The 20,094-nt window shown below is 66.0% G+C and carries 17 protein-coding genes; 14 read left to right on the top strand and 3 right to left on the bottom strand.

Features of this window, described 5'->3' with window-relative positions; all coding sequences use genetic code 11:
• The first annotated feature begins 38 nt into the window (after positions 1–38).
• Positions 39–1,553, top strand: coding sequence for a choline-sulfatase (gene betC / locus PVE73_RS09060; RefSeq protein ID WP_277366619.1), 1,515 nt, complete (start codon positions 39–41; stop codon positions 1,551–1,553).
• A 30-nt stretch (positions 1,554–1,583) separates the two neighbouring features.
• Here the strand turns inward: betC and PVE73_RS09065 are convergent, their stop codons facing one another.
• Positions 1,584–2,963, bottom strand: a complete 1,380-nt coding sequence (locus PVE73_RS09065; protein WP_277366620.1) for an FAD-containing oxidoreductase — start codon at positions 2,961–2,963, stop codon at positions 1,584–1,586.
• 148 nt (positions 2,964–3,111) lie between these two features.
• Entirely contained in the window at positions 3,112–4,041 is a 930-nt protein-coding gene (locus PVE73_RS09070; RefSeq protein ID WP_277366621.1) for a 2-dehydro-3-deoxygalactonokinase, read from the bottom strand.
• 95 nt (positions 4,042–4,136) lie between these two features.
• Between PVE73_RS09070 and PVE73_RS09075 the strand changes: the two genes are divergently transcribed.
• The 9 genes from PVE73_RS09075 to PVE73_RS09115 all read left to right on the top strand — a co-directional run bounded on the left by PVE73_RS09075 (position 4,137) and on the right by PVE73_RS09115 (position 14,692).
• Complete coding sequence (locus tag PVE73_RS09075) at positions 4,137–5,075, top strand: dihydrodipicolinate synthase family protein (protein ID WP_277366622.1); 939 nt, start codon at positions 4,137–4,139, stop codon at positions 5,073–5,075.
• Positions 5,072–6,241: a mandelate racemase/muconate lactonizing enzyme family protein gene (locus tag PVE73_RS09080; RefSeq protein ID WP_277366623.1), complete on the top strand. Its 1,170-nt coding sequence runs from the start codon at positions 5,072–5,074 to the stop codon at positions 6,239–6,241. The genes PVE73_RS09075 and PVE73_RS09080 overlap by 4 nt, the downstream gene beginning before the upstream one ends.
• Before the next feature lie 25 nt (positions 6,242–6,266).
• Positions 6,267–7,532, top strand: a complete 1,266-nt coding sequence (locus PVE73_RS09085) for a sugar ABC transporter substrate-binding protein (RefSeq protein WP_277366624.1) — start codon at positions 6,267–6,269, stop codon at positions 7,530–7,532.
• Between the two features lie 524 nt (positions 7,533–8,056).
• Positions 8,057–9,010, top strand: a complete 954-nt coding sequence (locus tag PVE73_RS09090) for a sugar ABC transporter permease (RefSeq protein ID WP_277367395.1) — start codon at positions 8,057–8,059, stop codon at positions 9,008–9,010.
• A gap of 10 nt (positions 9,011–9,020) precedes the next feature.
• Positions 9,021–9,851 carry a carbohydrate ABC transporter permease gene (locus PVE73_RS09095; RefSeq protein ID WP_277366625.1) on the top strand — a complete coding sequence of 277 codons (831 nt, stop codon included), beginning with the start codon at positions 9,021–9,023 and terminating at the stop codon, positions 9,849–9,851.
• A gap of 1 nt (position 9,852) precedes the next feature.
• Positions 9,853–10,965 (top strand): ABC transporter ATP-binding protein, encoded by a 1,113-nt coding sequence (locus PVE73_RS09100; protein WP_277366626.1) that lies wholly within the window; start codon positions 9,853–9,855, stop codon positions 10,963–10,965.
• The gene (locus PVE73_RS09105) at positions 10,965–11,945 is read left to right on the top strand and encodes an NAD(P)-dependent oxidoreductase (RefSeq protein ID WP_277366627.1); all 981 of its coding nucleotides are present in this window, start codon (positions 10,965–10,967) and stop codon (positions 11,943–11,945) included. Before PVE73_RS09100 ends, PVE73_RS09105 begins: the two co-directional genes overlap by 1 nt.
• On the top strand, positions 11,924–13,630 hold the full coding sequence (locus PVE73_RS09110; RefSeq protein ID WP_277366628.1) for an SMP-30/gluconolactonase/LRE family protein: 1,707 nt from the start codon (positions 11,924–11,926) through the stop codon (positions 13,628–13,630). Before PVE73_RS09105 ends, PVE73_RS09110 begins: the two co-directional genes overlap by 22 nt.
• A gap of 291 nt (positions 13,631–13,921) precedes the next feature.
• On the top strand, positions 13,922–14,692 hold the full coding sequence (locus PVE73_RS09115; protein WP_277366629.1) for an SDR family oxidoreductase: 771 nt from the start codon (positions 13,922–13,924) through the stop codon (positions 14,690–14,692).
• 2 nt (positions 14,693–14,694) lie between these two features.
• On the opposite strand, the gene PVE73_RS09120 is transcribed toward PVE73_RS09115, so the two are convergent.
• Positions 14,695–15,999: an amidohydrolase family protein gene (locus PVE73_RS09120; protein WP_277366630.1), complete on the bottom strand. Its 1,305-nt coding sequence runs from the start codon at positions 15,997–15,999 to the stop codon at positions 14,695–14,697.
• 421 nt (positions 16,000–16,420) lie between these two features.
• Between PVE73_RS09120 and PVE73_RS09125 the strand changes: the two genes are divergently transcribed.
• From PVE73_RS09125 to PVE73_RS09140, 4 genes are all read left to right on the top strand, one after another.
• A complete protein-coding gene (locus PVE73_RS09125) occupies positions 16,421–17,497 on the top strand; it encodes a maleylacetate reductase (protein ID WP_277366631.1) in 1,077 nt (358 codons plus the stop codon).
• A gap of 64 nt (positions 17,498–17,561) precedes the next feature.
• Positions 17,562–18,476 carry an NAD(P)-dependent oxidoreductase gene (locus PVE73_RS09130; protein WP_277366632.1) on the top strand — a complete coding sequence of 305 codons (915 nt, stop codon included), beginning with the start codon at positions 17,562–17,564 and terminating at the stop codon, positions 18,474–18,476.
• Positions 18,476–19,354 (top strand): intradiol ring-cleavage dioxygenase, encoded by an 879-nt coding sequence (locus tag PVE73_RS09135; protein WP_277366633.1) that lies wholly within the window; start codon positions 18,476–18,478, stop codon positions 19,352–19,354. The genes PVE73_RS09130 and PVE73_RS09135 overlap by 1 nt, the downstream gene beginning before the upstream one ends.
• A 23-nt stretch (positions 19,355–19,377) precedes the next feature.
• Positions 19,378–19,665, top strand: a complete 288-nt coding sequence (locus PVE73_RS09140) for a YciI family protein (protein ID WP_277366634.1) — start codon at positions 19,378–19,380, stop codon at positions 19,663–19,665.
• The last annotated feature ends 429 nt before the right edge of the window (positions 19,666–20,094 follow it).

Here is a 20,094-nt window from a genome sequence, read left to right on the forward strand (position 1 = left end):
ACGTCCTCCAGTCCTCTCCAGGGAGCCCGTCGCGCATCATGAAGCGCCCGAACATCCTCATCCTCATGGCCGACCAGCTCAACGGAACCCTCTTTCCGGACGGCCCGGCTCCGTTCCTGCATGCGCCCAACCTCGCCGCACTCGCCGCGCGATCGGCCCGCTTCGCCAATGCCTATACGGCGAGCCCGCTCTGCGCCCCCGGCCGTGCGTCCTTCATGTCCGGACAACTGCCGAGCCGTACGCGCGTCTACGACAACGCCGCCGAATTCGCCTCCGACATCCCCACCTACGCGCATCATCTGCGCCGGGCCGGCTATCACACCTGCCTCTCCGGCAAGATGCATTTCGTCGGGCCGGATCAGCTCCACGGTTATGAGGAACGGCTGACGACGGACATCTATCCCGCGGATTTCGGCTGGACGCCCGACTACACCCGCCCCGGCGAGCGCATCGACTGGTGGTATCACAATCTGGGTTCCGTGAAGGGTGCCGGCGTCGCCGAGATCACCAACCAGCTCGAATATGACGACGAGGTCGCCTATCACGCCGCGCACAAGCTCTATGACCTGGCACGCGGGCGCGACCCGCGCCCCTGGTGCCTGACGGTGAGTTTCACGCATCCCCACGATCCCTACGTGGCGCGCCGCCGCTTCTGGGATCTGTACGAGGATTGCTCCGCGCTCGATCCCGCCGTTCCCGCCATCCCCTTCGAGGAGCAGGATGCGCATTCGAAGCGGCTGATGCTCGCCAGCGACCATGCCGCCTACGAGATCACGCCGGAGGACGTCCGCCGCTCCCGCCGGGGCTACTTCGCCAGCATCTCCTATATCGACGAGAAGATCGGCGAGATCCTCGGCGTGCTGGAGCGTACGCGCCAGGCGGAGAACACCATCGTCGTCTTCCTCGCCGACCACGGCGACATGCTCGGCGAGCGCGGCATGTGGTTCAAGATGAGCTTCTTCGAGGGCTCCGCCCGCGTGCCGCTGATGATCGCCGCGCCCGGCCTGCCGGCGGGGCGGGTGGACACGCCGGTCTCGACGCTCGACGTCGTGCCCACACTTGCCGAGATTGCCGGCGTCGACCTTGCCGAGGTGCTTCCCTGGACCGACGGCGAGAGCCTGGTGGATGTCGCGTCCGGTGCCCGCCGCCGCGCGCCGGTGCCGATGGAATACGCGGCAGAAGGCTCCCATGCGCCCCTGGTCGCGCTCCGGGACGGACGCTTCAAGCTCGTGCTCTGCGAGCTCGATCCGCCCCAGCTTTTCGATCTCGATGCGGACCCGCACGAGCTTTCCAACCTCGCCGCACGGGCCGACCATGCCGACACGCTCGCCGCGATGGTGGAGATGGCGGCGGCGCGCTGGGACCTGAAGCGGTTCGATGCCGAGGTCCGCGCGAGCCAGGCGCGCCGGCGCGTCACCTATGAGGCGCTGCGCAACGGCGCCTACTACCCGTGGGACTACCAGCCGCTGCAGCGCGCCTCCGAGCGCTACATGCGCAACCACATGGACCTCAACGTGCTGGAGGAAGAGAAGCGCTTTCCGCGCGGCGAGTAAGGCGGGAGTCCGCTGCGCCGGCGCCGCCGCTCACAACGGCTTCAACTCCTGTGCGATCGTCGGCAGCAGCTCCGATACGTTGGGGTGGATGTGCACCGCCCGGCGCAGTGTTCGCGCCGGCGCCTTCGCATACATCAGGTCGAGCACGCAATGGACGGCCTCGTCACCGCCGGGGCCGAGCACGGAGCAGCCGAGAATCTCGTCGCTCTCCGCGTCGACCAGGATTTTCATGGAGCCCTGGGCCTCGCCCTTTTCCACCGCCCGGCTCACCCGCGTCATGGGGCGCATGCCGACGAGCGCACGCCGGCCGGACTTGCGCACCGCGGCTTCCGTCATTCCGGCGCGGCCGAGCGGCGGGTCCGTATAAAGCGCGTAGGCCTCGATGCGATCGCTCACGCGGCGCGGATCGTCGTCGAGGAGATTGGCCGCGACGATCTCGAAGTCATTGTAGGAAGTGTGCGTGAAGGCACCCCTGCCGTTGCAGTCGCCCAGCGCCCAGATGCCGGCCACATTCGTTCTCAGCTGGTCGTCGACGGTCACGTGGCCGCGCGAGTCCGTTTCCACACCGGCCTTATCCAGGCCGAGATCGTCGGCGTTGGCTTGCCGGCCGACCGCCAGAAGCACATGCGTGCCGATGACCGAGCGGTCACCGCTCGAACAATCGAGGCCGACGGTGACCCCGTGCTCATGGGGCTTGAAGCTGATGCACTCGGCTGAAAGCCGGATGCGGATGCCTTCGCCTTCGAGGATCTTCCGGATGGCGTCGGAGACGTCCTCGTCCTCGCGGCTGATCAGGCGCGGACCTTTTTCGACGACCGTCACCTCGCTGCCGAAGCGGCGGTACATCTGCGCGAATTCCAGTCCGACATAACTGCCGCCGATCACGACCAGATGACGGGGCAGGTGATCCAGCTCCATGATCGTCGAATTGGTGAGGTAATCGATCTCGTGGATGCCGGGCAGGTTGGGGACGGCGGCGCGGCCGCCGACATTGATGAAGATGCGTTCCGCAGAGAGGAGATCGTCGCCGACGCGCACCGTCCGCGCCGATTCGAAGCGTGCATGGCCGCGCAGCAAGGTGCAGTTCTCCATGCCGCCGATCCAGCTTTCAAGATTGCTGCGCGATTTTCCGGCGATCGCGTCCTTGCGCGCTTTGACCGCCTTCATGTCCACCGTCACGTCGCCGCCGAGCCGCACTCCGTAGTCGCCTGCACGCCGGGCCATGTGAGCGGCATAGGCGCTCGCCACCATCGCCTTGGTCGGCGTGCAGCCGGTGTTGACGCAGGTGCCGCCGACGAGATGCCGCTCGATCAGCGCCACCTTCATGCCGGTCGCGCTCAGGCGGCCTGCGAGCGGCGTTCCGGCCTGTCCCGTCCCTATGACGATGGCATCGAACGCTTTCGCTTTCATGGGACCGCTCCCGCTATCAGGAAGCCGCCGAGTACGGCGACAAGATCTTTCTGCTCCAAAGACAGAAGGGCAGGCTAACACATACGCTGCCGTTGGCGAGCCGTTTAGGCGGATCGGTATCGCGGCGGCTCTCTGTTCCGCCCTGCCTTCAAGCGCAGGTGGAGATCGCAAGCGCGCCGAGCAGGGCCGCGTCGTCCGGCCCGTGAACGGCGGCGAGGCCGAAGAGCGGCGCCACACGAACGTAGCGCTCGTTCAGCCCGTCATTCCCGACAATGCCGATCGTATCGCCGGCTTTGAACCAGCCCTGCTCGCGTGCCTCCGCGAATTCGTGCGCGATAATGAGCCCTGAGACATAGTCGCGGATCTCCTGCGCCTTCAGCCTGCCTGCGAGCATGCCCGTGCGGGCGGAGAAGAGTTCGGAGAGAAGGGTCGGCGGCTGCCTCTCCGCGGCGAGTGCCGCCCCGCGGTCGAACGCGTTCCAGTCCGGCGGGCCTTCCGGGGCCGCTCCCGCGCTCCTGGCGATGAAGGAATGCCTGGTCAGCAGCGCATAGAGCTCACCGGTGACGAAAGTCTGGAACGAGGCGATCTCACCGCTTTCCACGCGCGCCCATTTGCTATGGGTGCCAGGCAGCACGAGCGTGATGTCCGTGCTCAGCCCAAAGCCCACGATCTGCGTTTCCTCGCCGCGCATCACATCGGGAAAGGGTGTGCCCCGCGGGTCGGTGAGGCCGGGCAGGAAGATCAGGTCCGAGCCGTTGGGGAGCAGGCGGCGCATCGTGCCCCTGGCGAGGGCCGCGACGTTCGCCGGGCAGGGCACATAGGGCACCTCCACCCAGCCGTTGCGGCTCGTCACCATGCCCAGCGCGATGACGGGAAGTTTCCCGGCGCTCTCCAGCCAGCCGCCGATCGCCCCCACCAGGCTTTCCTCGAAACGCCCGTCCGCAATGAACTGGATGCCGCCGCTCCCGGTCTTCTTCTCCGCCAGCACGACGCCGTCGCGCGTCACCAGATAGGCGCGCAGCGACGTGGTCCCCCAGTCGACGACGATGGCGTGGGCATCTTCCTGCTTCTCGGGCATCTGCGGCACTCTCCCTGCTGATTGGCTCTTGTCATAAGCGGATCGGGCTGATAGTGTCAATTCATGAAACATAGTATCACTATTTGGACATACTGATGCATCAAGACCTGAGCGGGATCCTGCCGGTGCTTCCCACGCCCTTTACGGAAGAGGGCGGGGTTGACGCCGCTGCCATGCGTCGCATCCTGCGCTTCGCGCTTGATGCGGGCGTTGACGGCGTGGTGTTTCCCGGCTTTGCCAGCGAGGTCGAGACGCTGTCGGCGGGCGAACGCGAAACCTTGCTGCGGGTCTGTGTGGAGGAAGTGGGAGACACCGTGCCGATCGTGGCGGGCGCCAGCGCGCCGACCGCCGAAGAGGTGATCGGCCACGGCCGTCAGGCGGTCTCGATGGGTGTGCGGCATCTGATGATCCAGCCCCCGAAGACGCTGGGGAGTTCCGCCGAAGCGGTGGCCGGCTTCATGGGCGAGGTGAGCCGTGGCTTGCCCGAAGCCCGGATCATTCTCCAGAATGCGCCGGCCCCGCGCGGCAGCGACCTTTCTCCGGAGACGATCCTCGCCGTCGTCGGGCAGATTCCCGCGATCACCTATGTGAAGGAGGAGACGCTGCCGGCCGGTCCCGCCATCTCCCGCATGCTCGAGGATGCGCCGTCGCATCTTGCGGGCGTCATCGGCGGCGGCGGTGCGCGCTACATCCTCGACGAATATGCGCGTGGCGCTTGTGCGGCCATGCCGGCATTAGAGATCGCCGCGCATCATGTGGCGCTCGACCGCGCCTATCGGTCAGGTGATCGCGAGCTGGCACGGGAAATCTATGTGAGAACGCTGCCGCTGCTGGCGCTTCAGGCAGTCTACCGCATGCGGCTCACCAAGCACGTGCTGATGCGGCGCGGTGTCTGCGAGAACACCATCGTGCGCGCGCCGACGCCCGAGCTCGATGCCCAGGCGATTGCGGACATCGATGCCTGCCTCGCCGAGATCGATGCGCTGGCGCTCCCCACAGGAGCAGCTTCCAGGATGGCGGGAGCCATCGGATGACCGACCGCGTCGCCAGCGTCGAGGTTTTCACCCTCACCATCCCGCGCGAGACGCCCTATCTCGGCGCTTCACGGCCGGGGGAGGAGCCGAACGCGCGCGGCTATCTCGTGCGCAAGGGCAACAAGACCGTTTATCCCACCTTCGACCGCAGTGTGCTCGTGCGAATCCGTACAAAGGATGGTGTGACCGGCTGGGGTGAGACCTACGGCCTCGTGGCGCCGGGTGCGGTGATCGCCATCATCGAGGACCTGCTAGCGGACTTCACCATCGGTCGCGACCCGGCCGCTCCCACCGCCATCCATGACGATCTCTACGACCTGATGCGCGTGCGCGGCTATACGGGCGGCTTCTATGTCGATGCGCTCGCGGCCATCGACATCGCGCTCTGGGACATCGCGGGAAAGATCGCTGGCAAATCTATCGCGGAAATGCTCGGCGGACAGGCGAGGGCGCGCATTCCCGCCTATGTCTCCGGCCTGCCGGAAAAGACGCGAGAGGCGCGCGCCGAACTTGCGCAGCATTGGCGCGAGCGCGGCTTTTCCTCCTTCAAGTTCGCCCTGCCGGTGGCGGACGATGGGCCGGGCGCGGAGTTCGCCACCTTGCGTGACCGTCTAGGCCCGGATGTGCGGATCGCCTGCGACATGCATTGGGCGCACACGCCCGAAGAAGCGATCGCGCTCATCGAGGAGATGGTGCCGCACGCCCCCTGGTTCGCCGAGGCGCCCGTGCGCACGGAGAACATCGCCGGGCTCGCACAGGTCTGCGCAGCGGTGAATGTGCCCGTCGCCGTGGGGGAGGAGTGGCGCACCGTCTACGACATGCACCACCGCGTACCGCAATGCGCCATCTCCATCGTGCAGCCGGAGATGGGGCACAAGGGCATCACCGAATTCATGCGCATCGGCGCCTATGCCGGGGAGCACGGCATGGAGGTCATCCCGCACGCCACCATCGGGGCGGGCATCTTCCTGGCCGCCAGCCTGCAGGCGAGTGCTGCGCTTAAAAACGTCGCCGCGCACGAGTTCCAGCACTCCATCTTCGAGCCGAACCGCCGGCTGCTTGCGGGCGACATGGATTGCCGCGAGGGCGCCTACACCGCGCCCGGTGGCCCGGGACTCGGGGTGGAACCCTCGCAAGAGGCTCTAAGACTGTTGAAAAGAAACTGAACCGGACTGTGGAGGAGAAACGAACATGCGTCTGATCAGAACCGCGGCCGCCGCGACTCTCGCCGGCTTCCTGGCGGCAACCTCGCTCACGCCGGCCTTCGCCGCGACCCTGAAATTCGTCTCGTGGCAGAAGGACGAGAAGGGCGTGGGCGACTGGTGGGCCGAGCTCATCAAGACCTTCGAGGAGCAGCATCCCGGCACCACGATCGAATGGACCAAGGTGGAGCGTGCGGCCTATGCCGACACGATGACCACGCTCTTTGCCGGCGGGCAGCCGCCACAGATCGTCCACCTCGCCTCCTTCGAGTTCCAGACCTTCGCCGACAATGGCTGGCTGGAGGATCTCGGCCCCTGGATCGAGAAGGCCGGCATCGACATGAACGGCTGGGCGGGGCAGGACACCTGCCGCTGGAACGGCGAGACCGTCTGCGTGATGCTGCTCTATTTCGGCTACATCATGGGCTACAATGAGGAAATCCTGAACGAGGCCGGGCTCGAGGTCCCCACCAGTTGGGAGGAGTTCGAGGCGGCGCTCAAGGCCACCACCAAGGACTTGAACGGCGACGGCATCGTCGACCAGTTCGGCACCGGACACGAGACCAAGGGTGGCGCCGGCCAGTACCTCTCCGAGATGCTGAACTATGTGCTGGACGCCGGCGCCTACTGGACCGACAAGGAAGGCAACATCACCATCGACACGCCGGAGATGGTCGAGGGCCTCAGGCGCTGGAAGGAAGTCGTCTCGCAGAACTATACCCCGCGCGACATGTCGGCGGGCGAGGTGCGCAAGCTCTTTGCGGACGGCAAGATCGCGCTCAAGCTCGACGGCCCGTGGCTCTATCCGATCATGGAGGAGGGGGCGGCCTTCGACAAGCTTGCGCTTGCCATGCCGGCCTTCTCCCCGCCCGTCGGCGGCTCGTCCAACGTGCTGGCCATGGCGAGCGAGATTTCCGACGAGGAAAAGCAGCTCGTCTGGGATTTCATCGCGCTCGCCATGTCGCCGGAGTTCCAGTCGAAATACGCGACCGTCGCCAATTCCACGCCGCCGAGCCCGAACGCGGATGTGACGGGCGCCGAGGAGACGACGCCCCATTTCGATCTCTTGGTGAAGGCCCAGAAGGCTGCGGCCGCCGCCGGCGTGGACCGCATCCCGACCGGCCTTGAGCTCCAGTACAACGAGTTCTCCAAAATGGTGCAGGAGGAGGCGCAGCGGATGATCATTCAGGATCTCGATCCCGCCGAAGTCGCCAGGACCATGCAGGCCAAGGCCGAGGAGATCCAGGGGCAGTGAGCTGAAGAGAAGCGTGCGCCGGCCGACCTGCCGGCGCGCCCTTGCTTCCGAGGAACGGTGAGGACAGCACGCGTGAGAACCCCCTCTCTTGCAAATTCCAAGGACTTGGGTCTCGCCCAAACCCAGGAATTTGCCTTCTCCCCCGCCAAGCGGGAGACAGCGATTTCAACACCTTGTATCAACGGCCCTTTGCTTCGACCGTTTTTCTGGCTGGACCGTTCAGGCATGGATCCTCGGGTCAAGCCCGAGGATGACGAAGTGGGGAGGTTTCCGCAAATCTCGGGCGTTGGCGATTGGCGGCAAAGTCCCATGTCGTCGTCATCCTCGGGCTTGACCCGAGGATCCATGCCTGAACATCGACACGTCGCCATCGGTCAGGGGGCAAGGTCGTTGGTGTCGGCCGGAGCGACCCGAAGGAGGGAGTGGAGGCCAAGTGATGGATGCGGCGGGTCGTCCGTCCCGCCGCATCACTTGCCATCTGCACACACAGATAGGCGCGGAGGAATGCCATGCCGGAATCGGCGATGAACATCACCGAGACGAGCCATCTCCCGGCCGCCCAGACGAAGGCGAGGCGCCGCGCGTTCCTCGATCTCGCCCGCCCCAGCCGCCAGCATTGGCTCGGCTATATCCTGCTTGCGCCGGCGGTGATCCTCGTCGCGGCCATCATCGTCTATCCGCTGATCATCTCCATCGACCTCTCGTTCCAGGACGTGAAGCTGCCGCGCATGGGCGCGCCGCGCAAACCCTTCACGCTCGAAAACTACCAGAGGTTGTTCTCCTCACCCGAGTTCTGGCAGACCTGCTGGGTAACGCTGAGGCTGGTGGTCGTTGTCACGGCCGCCTCTCTCGTCGTCGGGCTCGGCACCGCACTTCTTGTGAACAACCGCTTTCGCGGGCGCAGGCTGGCGCGGCTCGCCGTGGCGCTCCCGTGGGCGGTGCCGGAGGTGATCGCGACGGTCATCTTCGCCTGGATCTTCGATTCCTCCTTCGGGCTCATGGGCTGGCTCTTCATCAAGCTCGGCCTTGCCAATCAGATGGTCGCCTGGTTCTCCGATACGACAGCCGCCTTCTGGGTCGTGGCCACAACCATGGTCTGGAAGGGCTATCCCTTCGTCTCGATCATGGCGCTGGCCGGCCTCCAGTCCATCCCGGAGGATTTCTACAACGCGGCCAAGGTGGATGGCGCCAACGCCTTCCAGCGCCTGCGCTGGATCACCATTCCCTCGTTGATGCCGGTGCTGGGCGTGACGATGGTGCTCGTCACGCTGTGGGTCTTCCGCGATTTCTCCATCATCAAGGTGCTGACGGATGGCGGGCCGCTCAAGGCCACGCAGACGCTCTCGATCATGACCTACAACGAAGCCTTCGGCTTCTTCAAATTCGGCTATGCCTCGGCCGTCGGCGTGATCACCCTTCTCCTGTGTGTTGTCGCGAGCCTTGCCATGCTCGGCCGCGGCAGCAAGGCCATGTATTGAGGGCCACCCGATGAACCGAACCACTTCCCAGAACATAGCGCTCTATGCCGGCGTCATAGCCGTCTGCGCGTTCCTGCTCTTCCCGATCTATTGGCTGTTCGTCACGGCGCTGGCCACTAGCGCGGAGCTGACGCAGCTTCCGCCCACCTTCTGGCCTGAGAGCCCGCAATGGGAGACCTTCGCCAAGGTCTGGGCCGAGCGGCCGATCCCGCTCTGGCTCCTGAACTCCACCCTTGCCGCGCTCGGCTCGGTGATCCTCTCCATGTTCGTCTCGGTGCTCGCGGGCTACAGCCTGTCGCGCTTCTCCGTGCGCGGCGGGCACAGCCTCGGCCTCTTCATCCTGACGGCGAAGATGCTGCCGGCGACCCTGCTCGTCATCCCCCTCTTCAGCATCTTCCGCAGCGTGGGGCTCGTCGGCAGCCTGTGGTCGCTCGTGATTGCTCATTCCACTTTGATCGTTCCCTTCACCACCTGGATGATGAAGGGCTATTTCGACACGATCCCGCGCGAGCTGGAGCAGGCGGCGATGGTGGACGGCTGCTCTCCGCTTTCCGCCATGGTCCGCGTCATTCTGCCGGTCGCCACGCCGGGGCTCGCAGCCACTGCACTCTACGCCTTCGTGCTCTCCTGGGCGGACTACGCCTATGCGCGCACCTTCCTTACCAACGAGCAGGGAAGCTGGACCGCCAATCTCGGCATCACCACCATGAAGGGCGAGTACGTGACCGACTGGAACGAGATCGCCGCGGCCGCCGTCTTCATCGCCATTCCCATCATCGTAATCTACCTGTTCCTCGAGCGTTACCTGGTCGGCGGCCTCACCGCCGGCGCGGAGAAATAAAATGGCCAGCATCAGCATCCAGAACGTCTACAAGAACTACGGCACGTTGAACGTCCTCAAGGCGTTCTCGCTGGAGATCGAGGACGGCGAGTTCGTCGTGCTCGTCGGCCCCTCCGGCTGCGGCAAATCCACCATGCTCAAGATCCTCGCGGGACTGGAGCCCGCCTCCGGCGGCCGCGTCCTGATCGGCGGGCGGGACGTGACGGACCTGGCGCCCGGCGACCGCGATATCGCCATGGTGTTCCAGAACTACGCGCTCTATCCGCATCTGACCGTGCGCGACAATATCGGCTTCGGGCTGAAGATGCGCGGCATTCCCGCCGCCGAGATAAGCAAGCGGGTGGATGAGGCCGCGCGCATCCTCGCCGTGGAGCACCTGCTCGACCGTCGGCCGAAGCAGCTCTCGGGCGGGCAGCGCCAGCGCGTGGCCTTGGGCCGCGCCATCGTGCGCGAGCCGCAGGCCTTCCTCATGGACGAGCCGCTGTCGAACCTCGACGCCAAGCTGCGCGTCCATATGCGCGCGGAGATCAGCGCCCTGCACAAGCGCATCGGCGTCACCACCATCTATGTCACGCACGACCAGATCGAGGCCATGACCATGGCCGACCGCGTCGTGATCATGAAGGACGGCCTCATCCAACAGATCGCTGATCCCGACACGCTGTTCCAGAAGCCGAAGAACCTGTTCGTGGCCGGCTTCATCGGCTCGCCGGGCATGAATTTCCTGTCCGCCGTCCCGGCCGACGGCGCCGCCATCAGGCTCTTCGGCAAGGAAGTGCCGGTCAATGTCAGCGCCGACCGCCTGCGCCAGGCGCATTCCAGTGGCGGCATCGTCGCGGGCATCCGCCCCGAATACATCTCGACTGACGAGGGCGGCACGGAATTCATCGTCCGCCCCAGTCTGATCGAGAGCCTCGGCTCGGAGAAATACGTCTATTTCGATGCGGGGGAGCATGCTTTTAGCGGCGGCCTGAGCGACGATGAGGCCCGCAAGGGCCTCATCGCCAGGCTCGCGCATTCGAGGCCGCTTGCGGAAGGAGAAGAACTGAAACTCTCCTTCGACCCCGCCCAACTCCATCTTTTCGAGGGGAAGAGCGGCGAGGCGCTGAACTAATGGCCTTCCTCGTCACAGGCTCGGCGGGCCGCGTGGGGCGCGCGACGGTCGAGGCACTTCTTGCACGCGGGGAAACCGTTCGCGGTTTCGACCTGAATCCTTCCGGCAACCCGTCGCCCCGCTACTCGGAGGTGATCGGCACGTTCGATGACGCGGAAGCCTGCGCGCGGGCAGTGGAGGGCGTCAACACGATCCTCCACCTCGGCGCTTTCATGTCCTGGAAGCCGCAAGACCGCGACAGGCTCCTCCGCGCCAATGTCGAGGGTACCCGCATCCTGCTGGATAGCGCGGCAGAAGCGGGCGTGCGGCGCTTCGTCTTTGCCAGCTCCGGCGAGGTCTATCCGGAGAACAAGCCGGAATTCCTGCCCATCACGGAGGAGCACCCGCTCAACGCCAACTCCCCCTACGGGCTGACAAAGCTGCTGGGGGAGGAACTCGTGCGCTTCCACCAGCGCTTGGGGCACATGGCGACGGTGATCCTGCGCTTCTCCCACACGCAGGATGCTCGCGAGCTGCTCGATCCGGACAGCTTCTTTTCCGGGCCGCGCTTCTTCCTCCGTCCGCGCATCCGCCAGCAGGAAGCCTTCGGCAACAAGGCGGTGGCTGACCTTCTGCGCGCCGCCGATCCCGGCCGGGAAGCGCATATCCTCGCCTGCAACGAGAACGGCCGTCCGTTCCAGATGCACATCACGGAGACTCGCGACATGGTGCGGGGCATCCTGCTTGCGGCGGACAAGCCGGAGGCGGCGGGAGAGATCTTCAATCTCGGCGCCACCGACCCGGTCGATTTCCCGAAGCTGCTCGACGCCATGTCGGCGGTGACCGGATTGCCGGTGGTGCGGGTCGATCTCCCCGGCCCCGGCGTCTACTATCACACGTCGAACGCGAAGATTCGCAGCCTTCTTGGATATGAGCCCGAATGGTCGATCGAACGGATGTTGAGCGAGGCGGCGGACGCATGGCGGTCGAGGACGCACTGACCGCCCGCGACGAGCCGGACGTGCCCGCGGGTACGGCCGCGCTCGCCAAGGGCCTCACCCTGCTCGACATGGTGGCGGATGCGAACCGTCCGGTGCGCTTCGCCGAGCTTCTGAAACGCTCGGGCCTGCCCAAGCCCACCTTCGCGCGCATCCTGCGCACGCTGATCGCCTTCCGCCTCGTCCGCCATGACGATAAGACAGGCACCTACACGCTCGGCCAGCGTTTCCTCGAACTCTCGCACCGGGTGTGGGACACGTTCGACCTGAACTCCGCGGCGCTCCCCGAACTGGAGCGCCTGTCGGCCGAACTCGGCGAGACGGTCGCGCTCTGCCGGCTGGAAGGCGAGCAGGTGGTCTATCTCGAGCAGCGCTCGGGCGACGGCCTCGGCGTTCGCGTCGATGCCGGGCGGCGCGTGCCGATCCACTGCACGGCAGCGGGCAAGGTGCTGCTCGCCTTCCAGGAGCCGGCCTTGGCGCGCGCGCTCGGCGCCCGGCTGACGCTGGAGCGCTATACCAACAAGACCATCACCGATCAGCAGCAGCTCCAGGCCGACATGACGCTGACGAGGGCACGGGGTTATGCCGTCTCGTATGAAGAGCATCTGCCGGGCGTGAATTCGGTTGCCGCCCCCATCACCGGGCAGGACGGCACGCCCATCGGCGCGCTGGTGGCGCTCGGGCCGTCCTCGCGGCTCGATGCGGAGAACATCCACCCGACGGGCCGTGAGCTGATGGCGGCCGCCCGCCGGATCACCGGCTATGCGGGCACGGTGGCGATCAGCTCCGGCCCGCGCCCGCGCTCCTCCTCCGCCTCCTCGATTCCCGTCACCTGCGTGCTTCCCTGGGGCGCGCAGCTCGGCGAGGCGCCGGTGTGGATCGGGGACCGGCTCTACTGGGTCGATATCCTGCATCCGGCCGTCCACCGCTTCGATCCCAGGACCGGCCGCAACGAGAGCTGCGGGGTGGACAAGCTCGTGAGCGCAGTGTTCCCCGCGGCGGATGGCTCCCTCCTCGTCGCTTCTCAGGACGGCATCGAGCGCTTCGATTTCGAGAAGGGTATGTTCGAGACCCTCGCCGAGCCCGAAGCCGGCATTGCCGACAACCGCCTCAATGACGGCAAGGTGGACGCTGCCGGCGCGATCTGGGTCGGCTCCATGCGGCTCGATGCGAGCCGTCCGACCGGCGGGCTGTACCGCATCGTACCGGACGGTACGGTGGAGCGGAAGGAGACAGGCATCACCGTCGCCAACGGCCTCGACTGGAGCCCGGATGGCCGCACTTTCTACTTCGTCGATACTGTGCCCGGCTACATCTACGCCTATGACAGCGATCCCGCCACCGGCACGATCGCCAATCGCCGGGTCTTCGCGACGATCCCGATGGAGGAGGGAAGGCCGGACGGCATCGCGGTGGATGTGGAAGGCGGTGTGTGGTGCGCGATCTGGGACGGCTGGCGCGTCAATCGCTACCGCGCCGATGGCAAGCTCGACCAAGTGATCGACCTGCCCGTGCCACGCCCGACGAGCGTAGCGTTCGGCGGCCCGGATCTCTCGACGCTCTACATCACCAGCGCCCGCACGCGCTTGCCTGCCTCTACATTGGCCGAAGCACCACTGTCCGGCGGCATTTTCGCCTGTAAACCTGGCGTCGCCGGCCTGCGCGCCAACCGCTTCGGGCGCGCTTAGGGATGCGCATATGCCTTCGAAGCCCCCCTCTCTTGCGATCTCTAACACTTAGCCTCCGCTTCGCTCCGGCTAAGATGTTGAAATCGCTTTCTCTTCCGCAAGGGGAGAGATATGCTCGCATTTCCGCCCCCGCCAGTCGTCGGTGTTTGAGATTGGCAATGACGTACAGGGAGCGCGCCTATCTCCCCCTTGGCGGGGGAGAAAGCAAATTCTTGGATTTGGGCGAAGCCCAAGTCCTTAGAATTTGCAAGAGAGGGGCTTCCAGGCGTTGACCGTCCAAGGGCTTTTCCAATGACAACAGCCTACCGCAATCTCTTCCGCCTCGACGGCCGTACCGCTCTCGTCACCGGGTCGAGCCGCGGCATCGGCGCGGCTATCGCCAAGGGGCTTGCGGCGTTCGGCGCGAAAGTGGTGGTGCATGGCCAGGCGCCGGAGTCTACCCAATCCACCTGCGAGGCGATCCTTGAAGCTGGCGGCGCATGCGTTGCCGTCCACGGAGATCTCGCCGCGCCCGGCGCGGGGCGTGATCTGATCCGCCAGGCGGAAGAAGCCGAGGGCCTGCTCGACATCCTCGTCATCAACGCCTCCGCCCAGATCAATGGCACGCTGGACACCGTCACGGACGAGGATTTCGCCACACAGGTGAACGTCAACCTGCGCTCCACGGTGGAGATGCTCCAGGCATGCTTGCCCGGCATGGCCGAGCGCGGCTGGGGCCGGGTCGTCAATATCGGCTCCATCAACCAGCTGCGGCCGAAGGGGATCGTCGCAATCTACGCCGCCACAAAGGCTGCCCAGCACAACCTGATCCAGAGCCTTGCGCGCGACTATGCGCCGAAGGGCGTGCTCCTCAACACGCTCGCCCCCGGCCTGATCGACACCGACCGCAACGCCCCCCGGCGCGACGCCGACCCTGAGGGCTGGGCCGCTTATGTGCGGCAGCTGAACTGGATGGGCCGCGCCGGCCATGTGGACGAGATGGTGGGCGCCGCCGTCCTCCTCGCCTCCGACGCCTGCAGCTTCATGACGGGCGAGGCGATCGTCCTTTCGGGTGGATATTAGCGCTACTGGCGGAAAAGATCCCGCTCCACGCCCGCGGCCTCGAACAGATAGTCACGCGAAGCCTCCAGCTTCCGGCGCAGCCCGACGAGATCGACGTCCAGCAGCTCGCCCCGCCATTTGCGGATCCGTCCCGCCACGATCACCGTGTCGACATTGCTGCGCTCCATCAGCGTGACCACTGCTCCGGGCGCATGATTGAGCGGCGCCACATTGATCGCCGTCGCGTCGAGCAGGATGATGTCGGCCTCCTTGCCGGGGGTGAGCGAGCCGGTCTTGCCGTCGAGCTTCAGCCCCCGCGCGCCCTCCGTGGTCGCGAAGCGGATCACGTCGCGCGAGGTCAGGAGCGGCGGCATGTTCGTTGCGCCGGCAAGTGCCGCTTCGTTGACGAAGGCGCGCTGCACCGTCATGGCCGCGCGCATCTGCGTGAAGGGATCTGCCGTCATCGTGCACTCCACGTCGCTCGAAAGCGACGGCTGAATGCCCAGGTCCAGCGCCCGCTGGATCGGCGGCATGCCGTGGCGCATCGTCATCTCAACGGGCACGGCGAGCGACACGTGCGCGCCTGCGTCGGCGGTTGCGCGCCAGCCGAGATCGCTCATGCCCGTCATGTGGATGAAGATGTTGTCGGGACCGAAGGCGCCTGCCTTGGCGAGTTCGTCGAAGGTCGGCGCCATGCCGAAGGTGCCCACCACGTGAAGCGCGATGGGCACGCCGATCTCCCTGCCCGTCCGCCATGCCTTCTCATGGCCGGGGAGATAGATCTCACCGCCCATCACCATGGTGACCAGCTGGTCGTCGGAGGAGAAGTGCTCCGCTTTCAAGCGCCGGGCGTCGTCGGGGTAGCGCGATTTCTCGCCCCAGCCCTCGAAATAGCCGAGCACGGCGCGGCGCCCGGCTTCCTTCAGCGCCGCGATCGCCGCATCTGTGTGCTCCGGCGAATGGTGGATCTGCGAGACGTCCATCACCGTCGTCACACCGGCATCGAGCTGGGAGAGCGAGCCGAAGAGCTCGTTGATGAAGACATCCTGCGGTCTGTAGATCATCGAGAATTTCTGCAGGACATGTTCGTAGTAGTTGAACATGCTGTGCGGGGCGCCGTCGTTGATGAGGATGCCGTCGGCGAGGAAGCTGCGCAGCGCCGTCTCGAACTGGTGGTGATGCGTGTCGATGAAGCCCGGCATCACGATCATGCCCTTCGCCTCGAGGATTGCGGCGTCGGAGACGGCAAGGTTGCGCCCCACGTCCCTGATCCTGCTGCCCTCGACCAGCACGTCCGCCTCCGCGAAATCGCCGATGGCGGGATCCATGCTGAGAACCGTGCCGCCGCGGATCAACAGTCGCCGGCCGGCCCTGCCGCTGTCGGCGGGCTGCCTGCCGGCGCTCCGGGTAGCCGTTCCCGGGGCGGCCGGTGGAGGAGCTGCCGCGCCTTGGCCGGACGATGAACGATCCTGTGACTGTCCCCCTTCGCAGAGCGCGCACATGTGAGTTCCTCCCTCCTGCACATGAATCCTGCCGGGTGATTTTTTCAGGTTGTCTGCCCGACCGTGGCAATACCATACGTCAGAAGCAGCCGTGCATCTACACTGAACGGTTTAAGGGCTCATTGGCTGCCCGCGGGAGGCTCGATGAGGCGTAGAACCATTGACAATGCGCGGAGCCGGATTGTTAATGCATATTAAACGTGTGAATAAAAACTGCACGTCTTAGGAGGGCCAGGACAGCATTTCCATGCCTGATGCAGCGCGGTCATTCACATACACGGCCCTGCCCGGGCGCGTCGTCTTCGGGGCGGGCACGCTTGTACGGTTGCCGGAAGAGCTGGAAAGGCTCGGCCGCACCCGCGCGCTGATCCTGTCGACCCCGCAGCAAGCGGCTCAGACCCGCGAAATCGCCGCGCTTCTGGGCGAGAGGGCGGTGGGCCTGTTCGATGGCGCGGCCATGCACACGCCGGTCGAGGTCACGGAGCGCGCGATGGTTACGCTGCGCGAGCTCGATGCCGATTGCACGGTCGCCTTCGGCGGCGGGTCCACCACCGGCCTCGGGAAAGCGATCGCGCTCAGGACCGACCTGCCGCAGATATGCATCCCCACTACCTATGCCGGATCGGAGATGACGCCGATCCTGGGCGAGACCGCCGGCGGCGTGAAGACAACACAGCGCAGCGGGAAGGTCCTGCCTGAAACCGTCATCTACGATGTCGACCTGACATTGACGCTGCCCGCCTCACTCTCGGTCACATCGGGTATGAACGCCATGGCCCATGCAGTGGAGGCGCTCTACGCCGAGGACCGCAATCCCGTCATCTCCATGCTCGCGGAGGCGGCGGTGGGCGCACTCGCCGCCGCTTTGCCGCGCATCGTCGAGGATCCGTCGGACCGGGCGGTGCGCTCGGACGCGCTCTATGGCGCCTGGCTGTGCGGCACCTGTCTCGGCGCCGTCGGCATGGCGCTGCACCACAAGCTCTGCCACGTGCTGGGCGGGCTCTTTGATCTGCCCCATGCCGAAACCCACACGGTCGTCCTCCCGCATGCCGTGGCCTACAATGCGTCCGCCGCGGGGGAGGCGATGGCAGCGCTCGCACGGGCGTTGCAGACGGACGACCCCGCACGCGCCCTGTTCGATCTCGCCGGCCGCCTCGGTGCGCCGCGCGCGCTGAAGGAGATCGGCATGCCGCGGGACGGCATCGGCCGCGCCGTCGAGCTGGCGCTGAAGAACCCTTACTGGAACCCGCGGCCCATCGAGGCCGAAGCCATCCGCTCCCTCATCGCGCGGGCCTGGGCGGGGGAGGCGCCGTCCACGGCATAGAAGCGGCGAGGGGCGGTCGGTGCGGCGGAACGGAAAAGAGCGCGGAACCGCGCGGGAGGACGGAATGACGGAAGAACCTGCAATCAGCTGGATCGGCCTCGGCAAGCTCGGCCTGCCCATCGCGGCGCGCATCGCGGAAGCCGGGTACCGGGTGACGGGCTACGATCCGGCCGGCACACGACTGGAGATCGCCGCCGGGCGCGGCATCGCCAGGGCGGCGTCGATGGGCGAGGCGGCCGTTGGCGACGTGGTCTTCTCCTGCCTTCCCGACGACAAGGCCCTGCGCAGCGCAGCGCTGGGAGAGGCGGGGCTGCTTTCGCGGATGCGCGACGGTGCGACGTTCATCGAGATCAGCACCGTCAGTCCTGAAGTCTCGGCGGAGGTGGCAAAGGCGGCAAAGGCCGCCGGCGTGCACTATCTGCGCCTGCCCATCTCCGGCAACGCCTCGATCGCGCATACCGGCAATCTCACCTGCTTCGCCTCCGGTCCGCGCCGGGTTTTCGAGGAGGTGCGGCCGCTGCTTGCCGCTTTCACGCGCGCCCAGGTTTATCTCGGCGACGGCGAGGAGGCGCGCTACGCCAAGCTCGCCGTCAATCTCATGCTTGCGGCCACCGCCGTCATGATGGGCGAGAGCCTGGCGCTTGCGCGTCGCGGCAATCTCGGCTGGAGCGACATTCTCGACGTGCTCGCCGACAGTGCCGCCGCATCCCCCATGGTCAAATACAAGGTCGGGCCGCTCGCGGAACGCGATTTCAGCTCCACCTTTTCCTGTCACCAGATGATCAAGGATCTCGACCTGATCCTGGGTGCAGCCCGCGCCGGCAGCGTGCCCATGCCGCTGACGGCGCTGGTGCGGGAGACCTATGGGGCGATCGTCGCTCGCGGCGAGGGCAAACTGGATTTCATTGCCCCCGTGAAGCACACGGAGTGGCTCTCGGGGCTGGGCGAGCCCGAACGCAAGATTTCGAGGGAGGCGTGATGCGCAACTTCAATGAGTTCACCATCACCGATGCGGTCATCGAGCGGGTCCAACAGGCGGAAAACCCGCGCATCCGGGAGATCAGCGAGGCTGTGGTGCGCCACCTGCATGCGCTGGTGCGCGAGGTCAGGCCCACCCAGGAGGAATGGAAATTCGCCATCGATTTTCTGACCCGCACGGGTCAGTTGTGCGACGACAAGCGGCAGGAGTTCATCCTCCTGTCCGACACGCTGGGCATATCCATGCTGGTCGACGCGATCAACCATGCGGGCGGGGAGGGTGTCACGGAAACCACCGTCCTCGGGCCCTTTTATGTGGAATCCCCGCCCGAAAGGGCGCTGGGCGAGGATATCTCCGGAGGCATGGAGGGCGCCCCCCTTTATGTGTCGGGAAGCGTCAGCGCCGCGGACGGTACGCCGCTTGCCGGTGCGGCTGTCGATGTCTGGCATTCCGACGAGGAGGGCTATTATGACGTGCAGCAGCTCGATGCGATCGGCGGGCTTGTCATGCGCGCCCGCTTCCGCACCGACGAGGCGGGGCGCTTCCATTTCTGGACCATCAAGCCCGCCGCCTATCCCATCCCCCATGATGGCCCCGTGGGCGACATGCTCGCGGTTCAGGGCCGCCATCCCTGGCGTCCCGCGCATGTCCATTTCATGATCGCGGCGCCGGGGCACGAGCGGCTGGTGACGCATATCTTCGTGGCGGGCGACCCGTATCTCGATTCCGACGCCGTCTTCGGGGTGAAAGATTCCCTCATCCGGGAATTTGTCGAGTACCAGCCCGGACGGGCGCCGGACGGGCGGCAGACGGACCGCCCCTATTTCCACCTGCATTATGATTTCCAGCTCAGGCGCGAGCCCGCCCGGCGAGCCTGAAGGAGAGGATCGGAAGGACAGCGATGCTTTTTGCCATCCATGCACTCGACAAGCGCGGCGCGCTGGAAACGCGCCTCGCCAACTATGACGCGCACAAGGCATTCCTGAGCGATACGAGCGCCTTTGGCCTCGAGATCGTCATGTCCGGTCCGCTCACCGCCGACGATGGCTCCACCATGATCGGCAGCCTCTTTCTGGTGGAGGCGGAGGACCGTGCGGCAGTGGAGCGCTTCAATCAGGCCGACCCTTTCCACAAGGCGGGCATCTGGGAAAGGGTTACCATCACGGGCTTCATCCGCCGGCAGGGCTGAGGTCGTCTGCGCCGCTCCCGCGCGGGATGGGGTGGTGAGCCTCTCCGCACCTCAAGCAATCCCAGCAACGCCGGAGCCCCTCAGCAAAGTTCAGGCATGGATCCTCGGGCTTGACCCGAGGATCCATGCCTGACCATCTCCCGCGTCGCAGGCATTGAGGATGAGGAGCACCGGCACTGAGCCTGCATCCCGCCCAAAACGGGGATGGAATCCGCCCCTCCGGAATTTTTCTCGCCCGCCAACCCTCTGTTCCTACTCGCTATTCGCTGTTTCGCCACTCGCTCATCGCACTGTTTTTCTCCCCACTCCCTCCGCCCGGTTTATTCTTGCCCCATCGCTCTCGCGGGAACCGGATGCGCACCGGGTGTTCGGGAGGGCGGCGGAAACCTCCCTCCCCAGGATCGGAACCCGGGGATCCGAGGGCCCGCG

It is taken from the genome of Chelativorans sp. AA-79 (assembly GCF_029457495.1).
Classification (GTDB): Bacteria; Pseudomonadota; Alphaproteobacteria; order Rhizobiales; family Rhizobiaceae; genus Chelativorans.

Coding starts and splice junctions, on each gene's coding strand:
- PVE73_RS09110 (WP_277366628.1), top strand. CDS start 11,924: ATGGCGGTCGAGGACGCACTGACCGCCCGCGACGAGCCGGACGTGCCC.
- PVE73_RS09120 (WP_277366630.1), bottom strand. CDS start 15,999: ATGGATCCCGCCATCGGCGATTTCGCGGAGGCGGACGTGCTGGTCGAG.
- PVE73_RS09070 (WP_277366621.1), bottom strand. CDS start 4,041: ATGCCCGAGAAGCAGGAAGATGCCCACGCCATCGTCGTCGACTGGGGG.
- PVE73_RS09065 (WP_277366620.1), bottom strand. CDS start 2,963: ATGAAAGCGAAAGCGTTCGATGCCATCGTCATAGGGACGGGACAGGCC.
- PVE73_RS09105 (WP_277366627.1), top strand. CDS start 10,965: ATGGCCTTCCTCGTCACAGGCTCGGCGGGCCGCGTGGGGCGCGCGACG.
- PVE73_RS09130 (WP_277366632.1), top strand. CDS start 17,562: ATGACGGAAGAACCTGCAATCAGCTGGATCGGCCTCGGCAAGCTCGGC.
- PVE73_RS09140 (WP_277366634.1), top strand. CDS start 19,378: ATGCTTTTTGCCATCCATGCACTCGACAAGCGCGGCGCGCTGGAAACG.
- PVE73_RS09085 (WP_277366624.1), top strand. CDS start 6,267: ATGCGTCTGATCAGAACCGCGGCCGCCGCGACTCTCGCCGGCTTCCTG.
- PVE73_RS09080 (WP_277366623.1), top strand. CDS start 5,072: ATGACCGACCGCGTCGCCAGCGTCGAGGTTTTCACCCTCACCATCCCG.
- PVE73_RS09135 (WP_277366633.1), top strand. CDS start 18,476: ATGCGCAACTTCAATGAGTTCACCATCACCGATGCGGTCATCGAGCGG.
- PVE73_RS09125 (WP_277366631.1), top strand. CDS start 16,421: ATGCCTGATGCAGCGCGGTCATTCACATACACGGCCCTGCCCGGGCGC.
- PVE73_RS09090 (WP_277367395.1), top strand. CDS start 8,057: ATGAACATCACCGAGACGAGCCATCTCCCGGCCGCCCAGACGAAGGCG.
- PVE73_RS09115 (WP_277366629.1), top strand. CDS start 13,922: ATGACAACAGCCTACCGCAATCTCTTCCGCCTCGACGGCCGTACCGCT.
- betC (WP_277366619.1), top strand. CDS start 39: ATGAAGCGCCCGAACATCCTCATCCTCATGGCCGACCAGCTCAACGGA.
- PVE73_RS09095 (WP_277366625.1), top strand. CDS start 9,021: ATGAACCGAACCACTTCCCAGAACATAGCGCTCTATGCCGGCGTCATA.
- PVE73_RS09100 (WP_277366626.1), top strand. CDS start 9,853: ATGGCCAGCATCAGCATCCAGAACGTCTACAAGAACTACGGCACGTTG.
- PVE73_RS09075 (WP_277366622.1), top strand. CDS start 4,137: ATGCATCAAGACCTGAGCGGGATCCTGCCGGTGCTTCCCACGCCCTTT.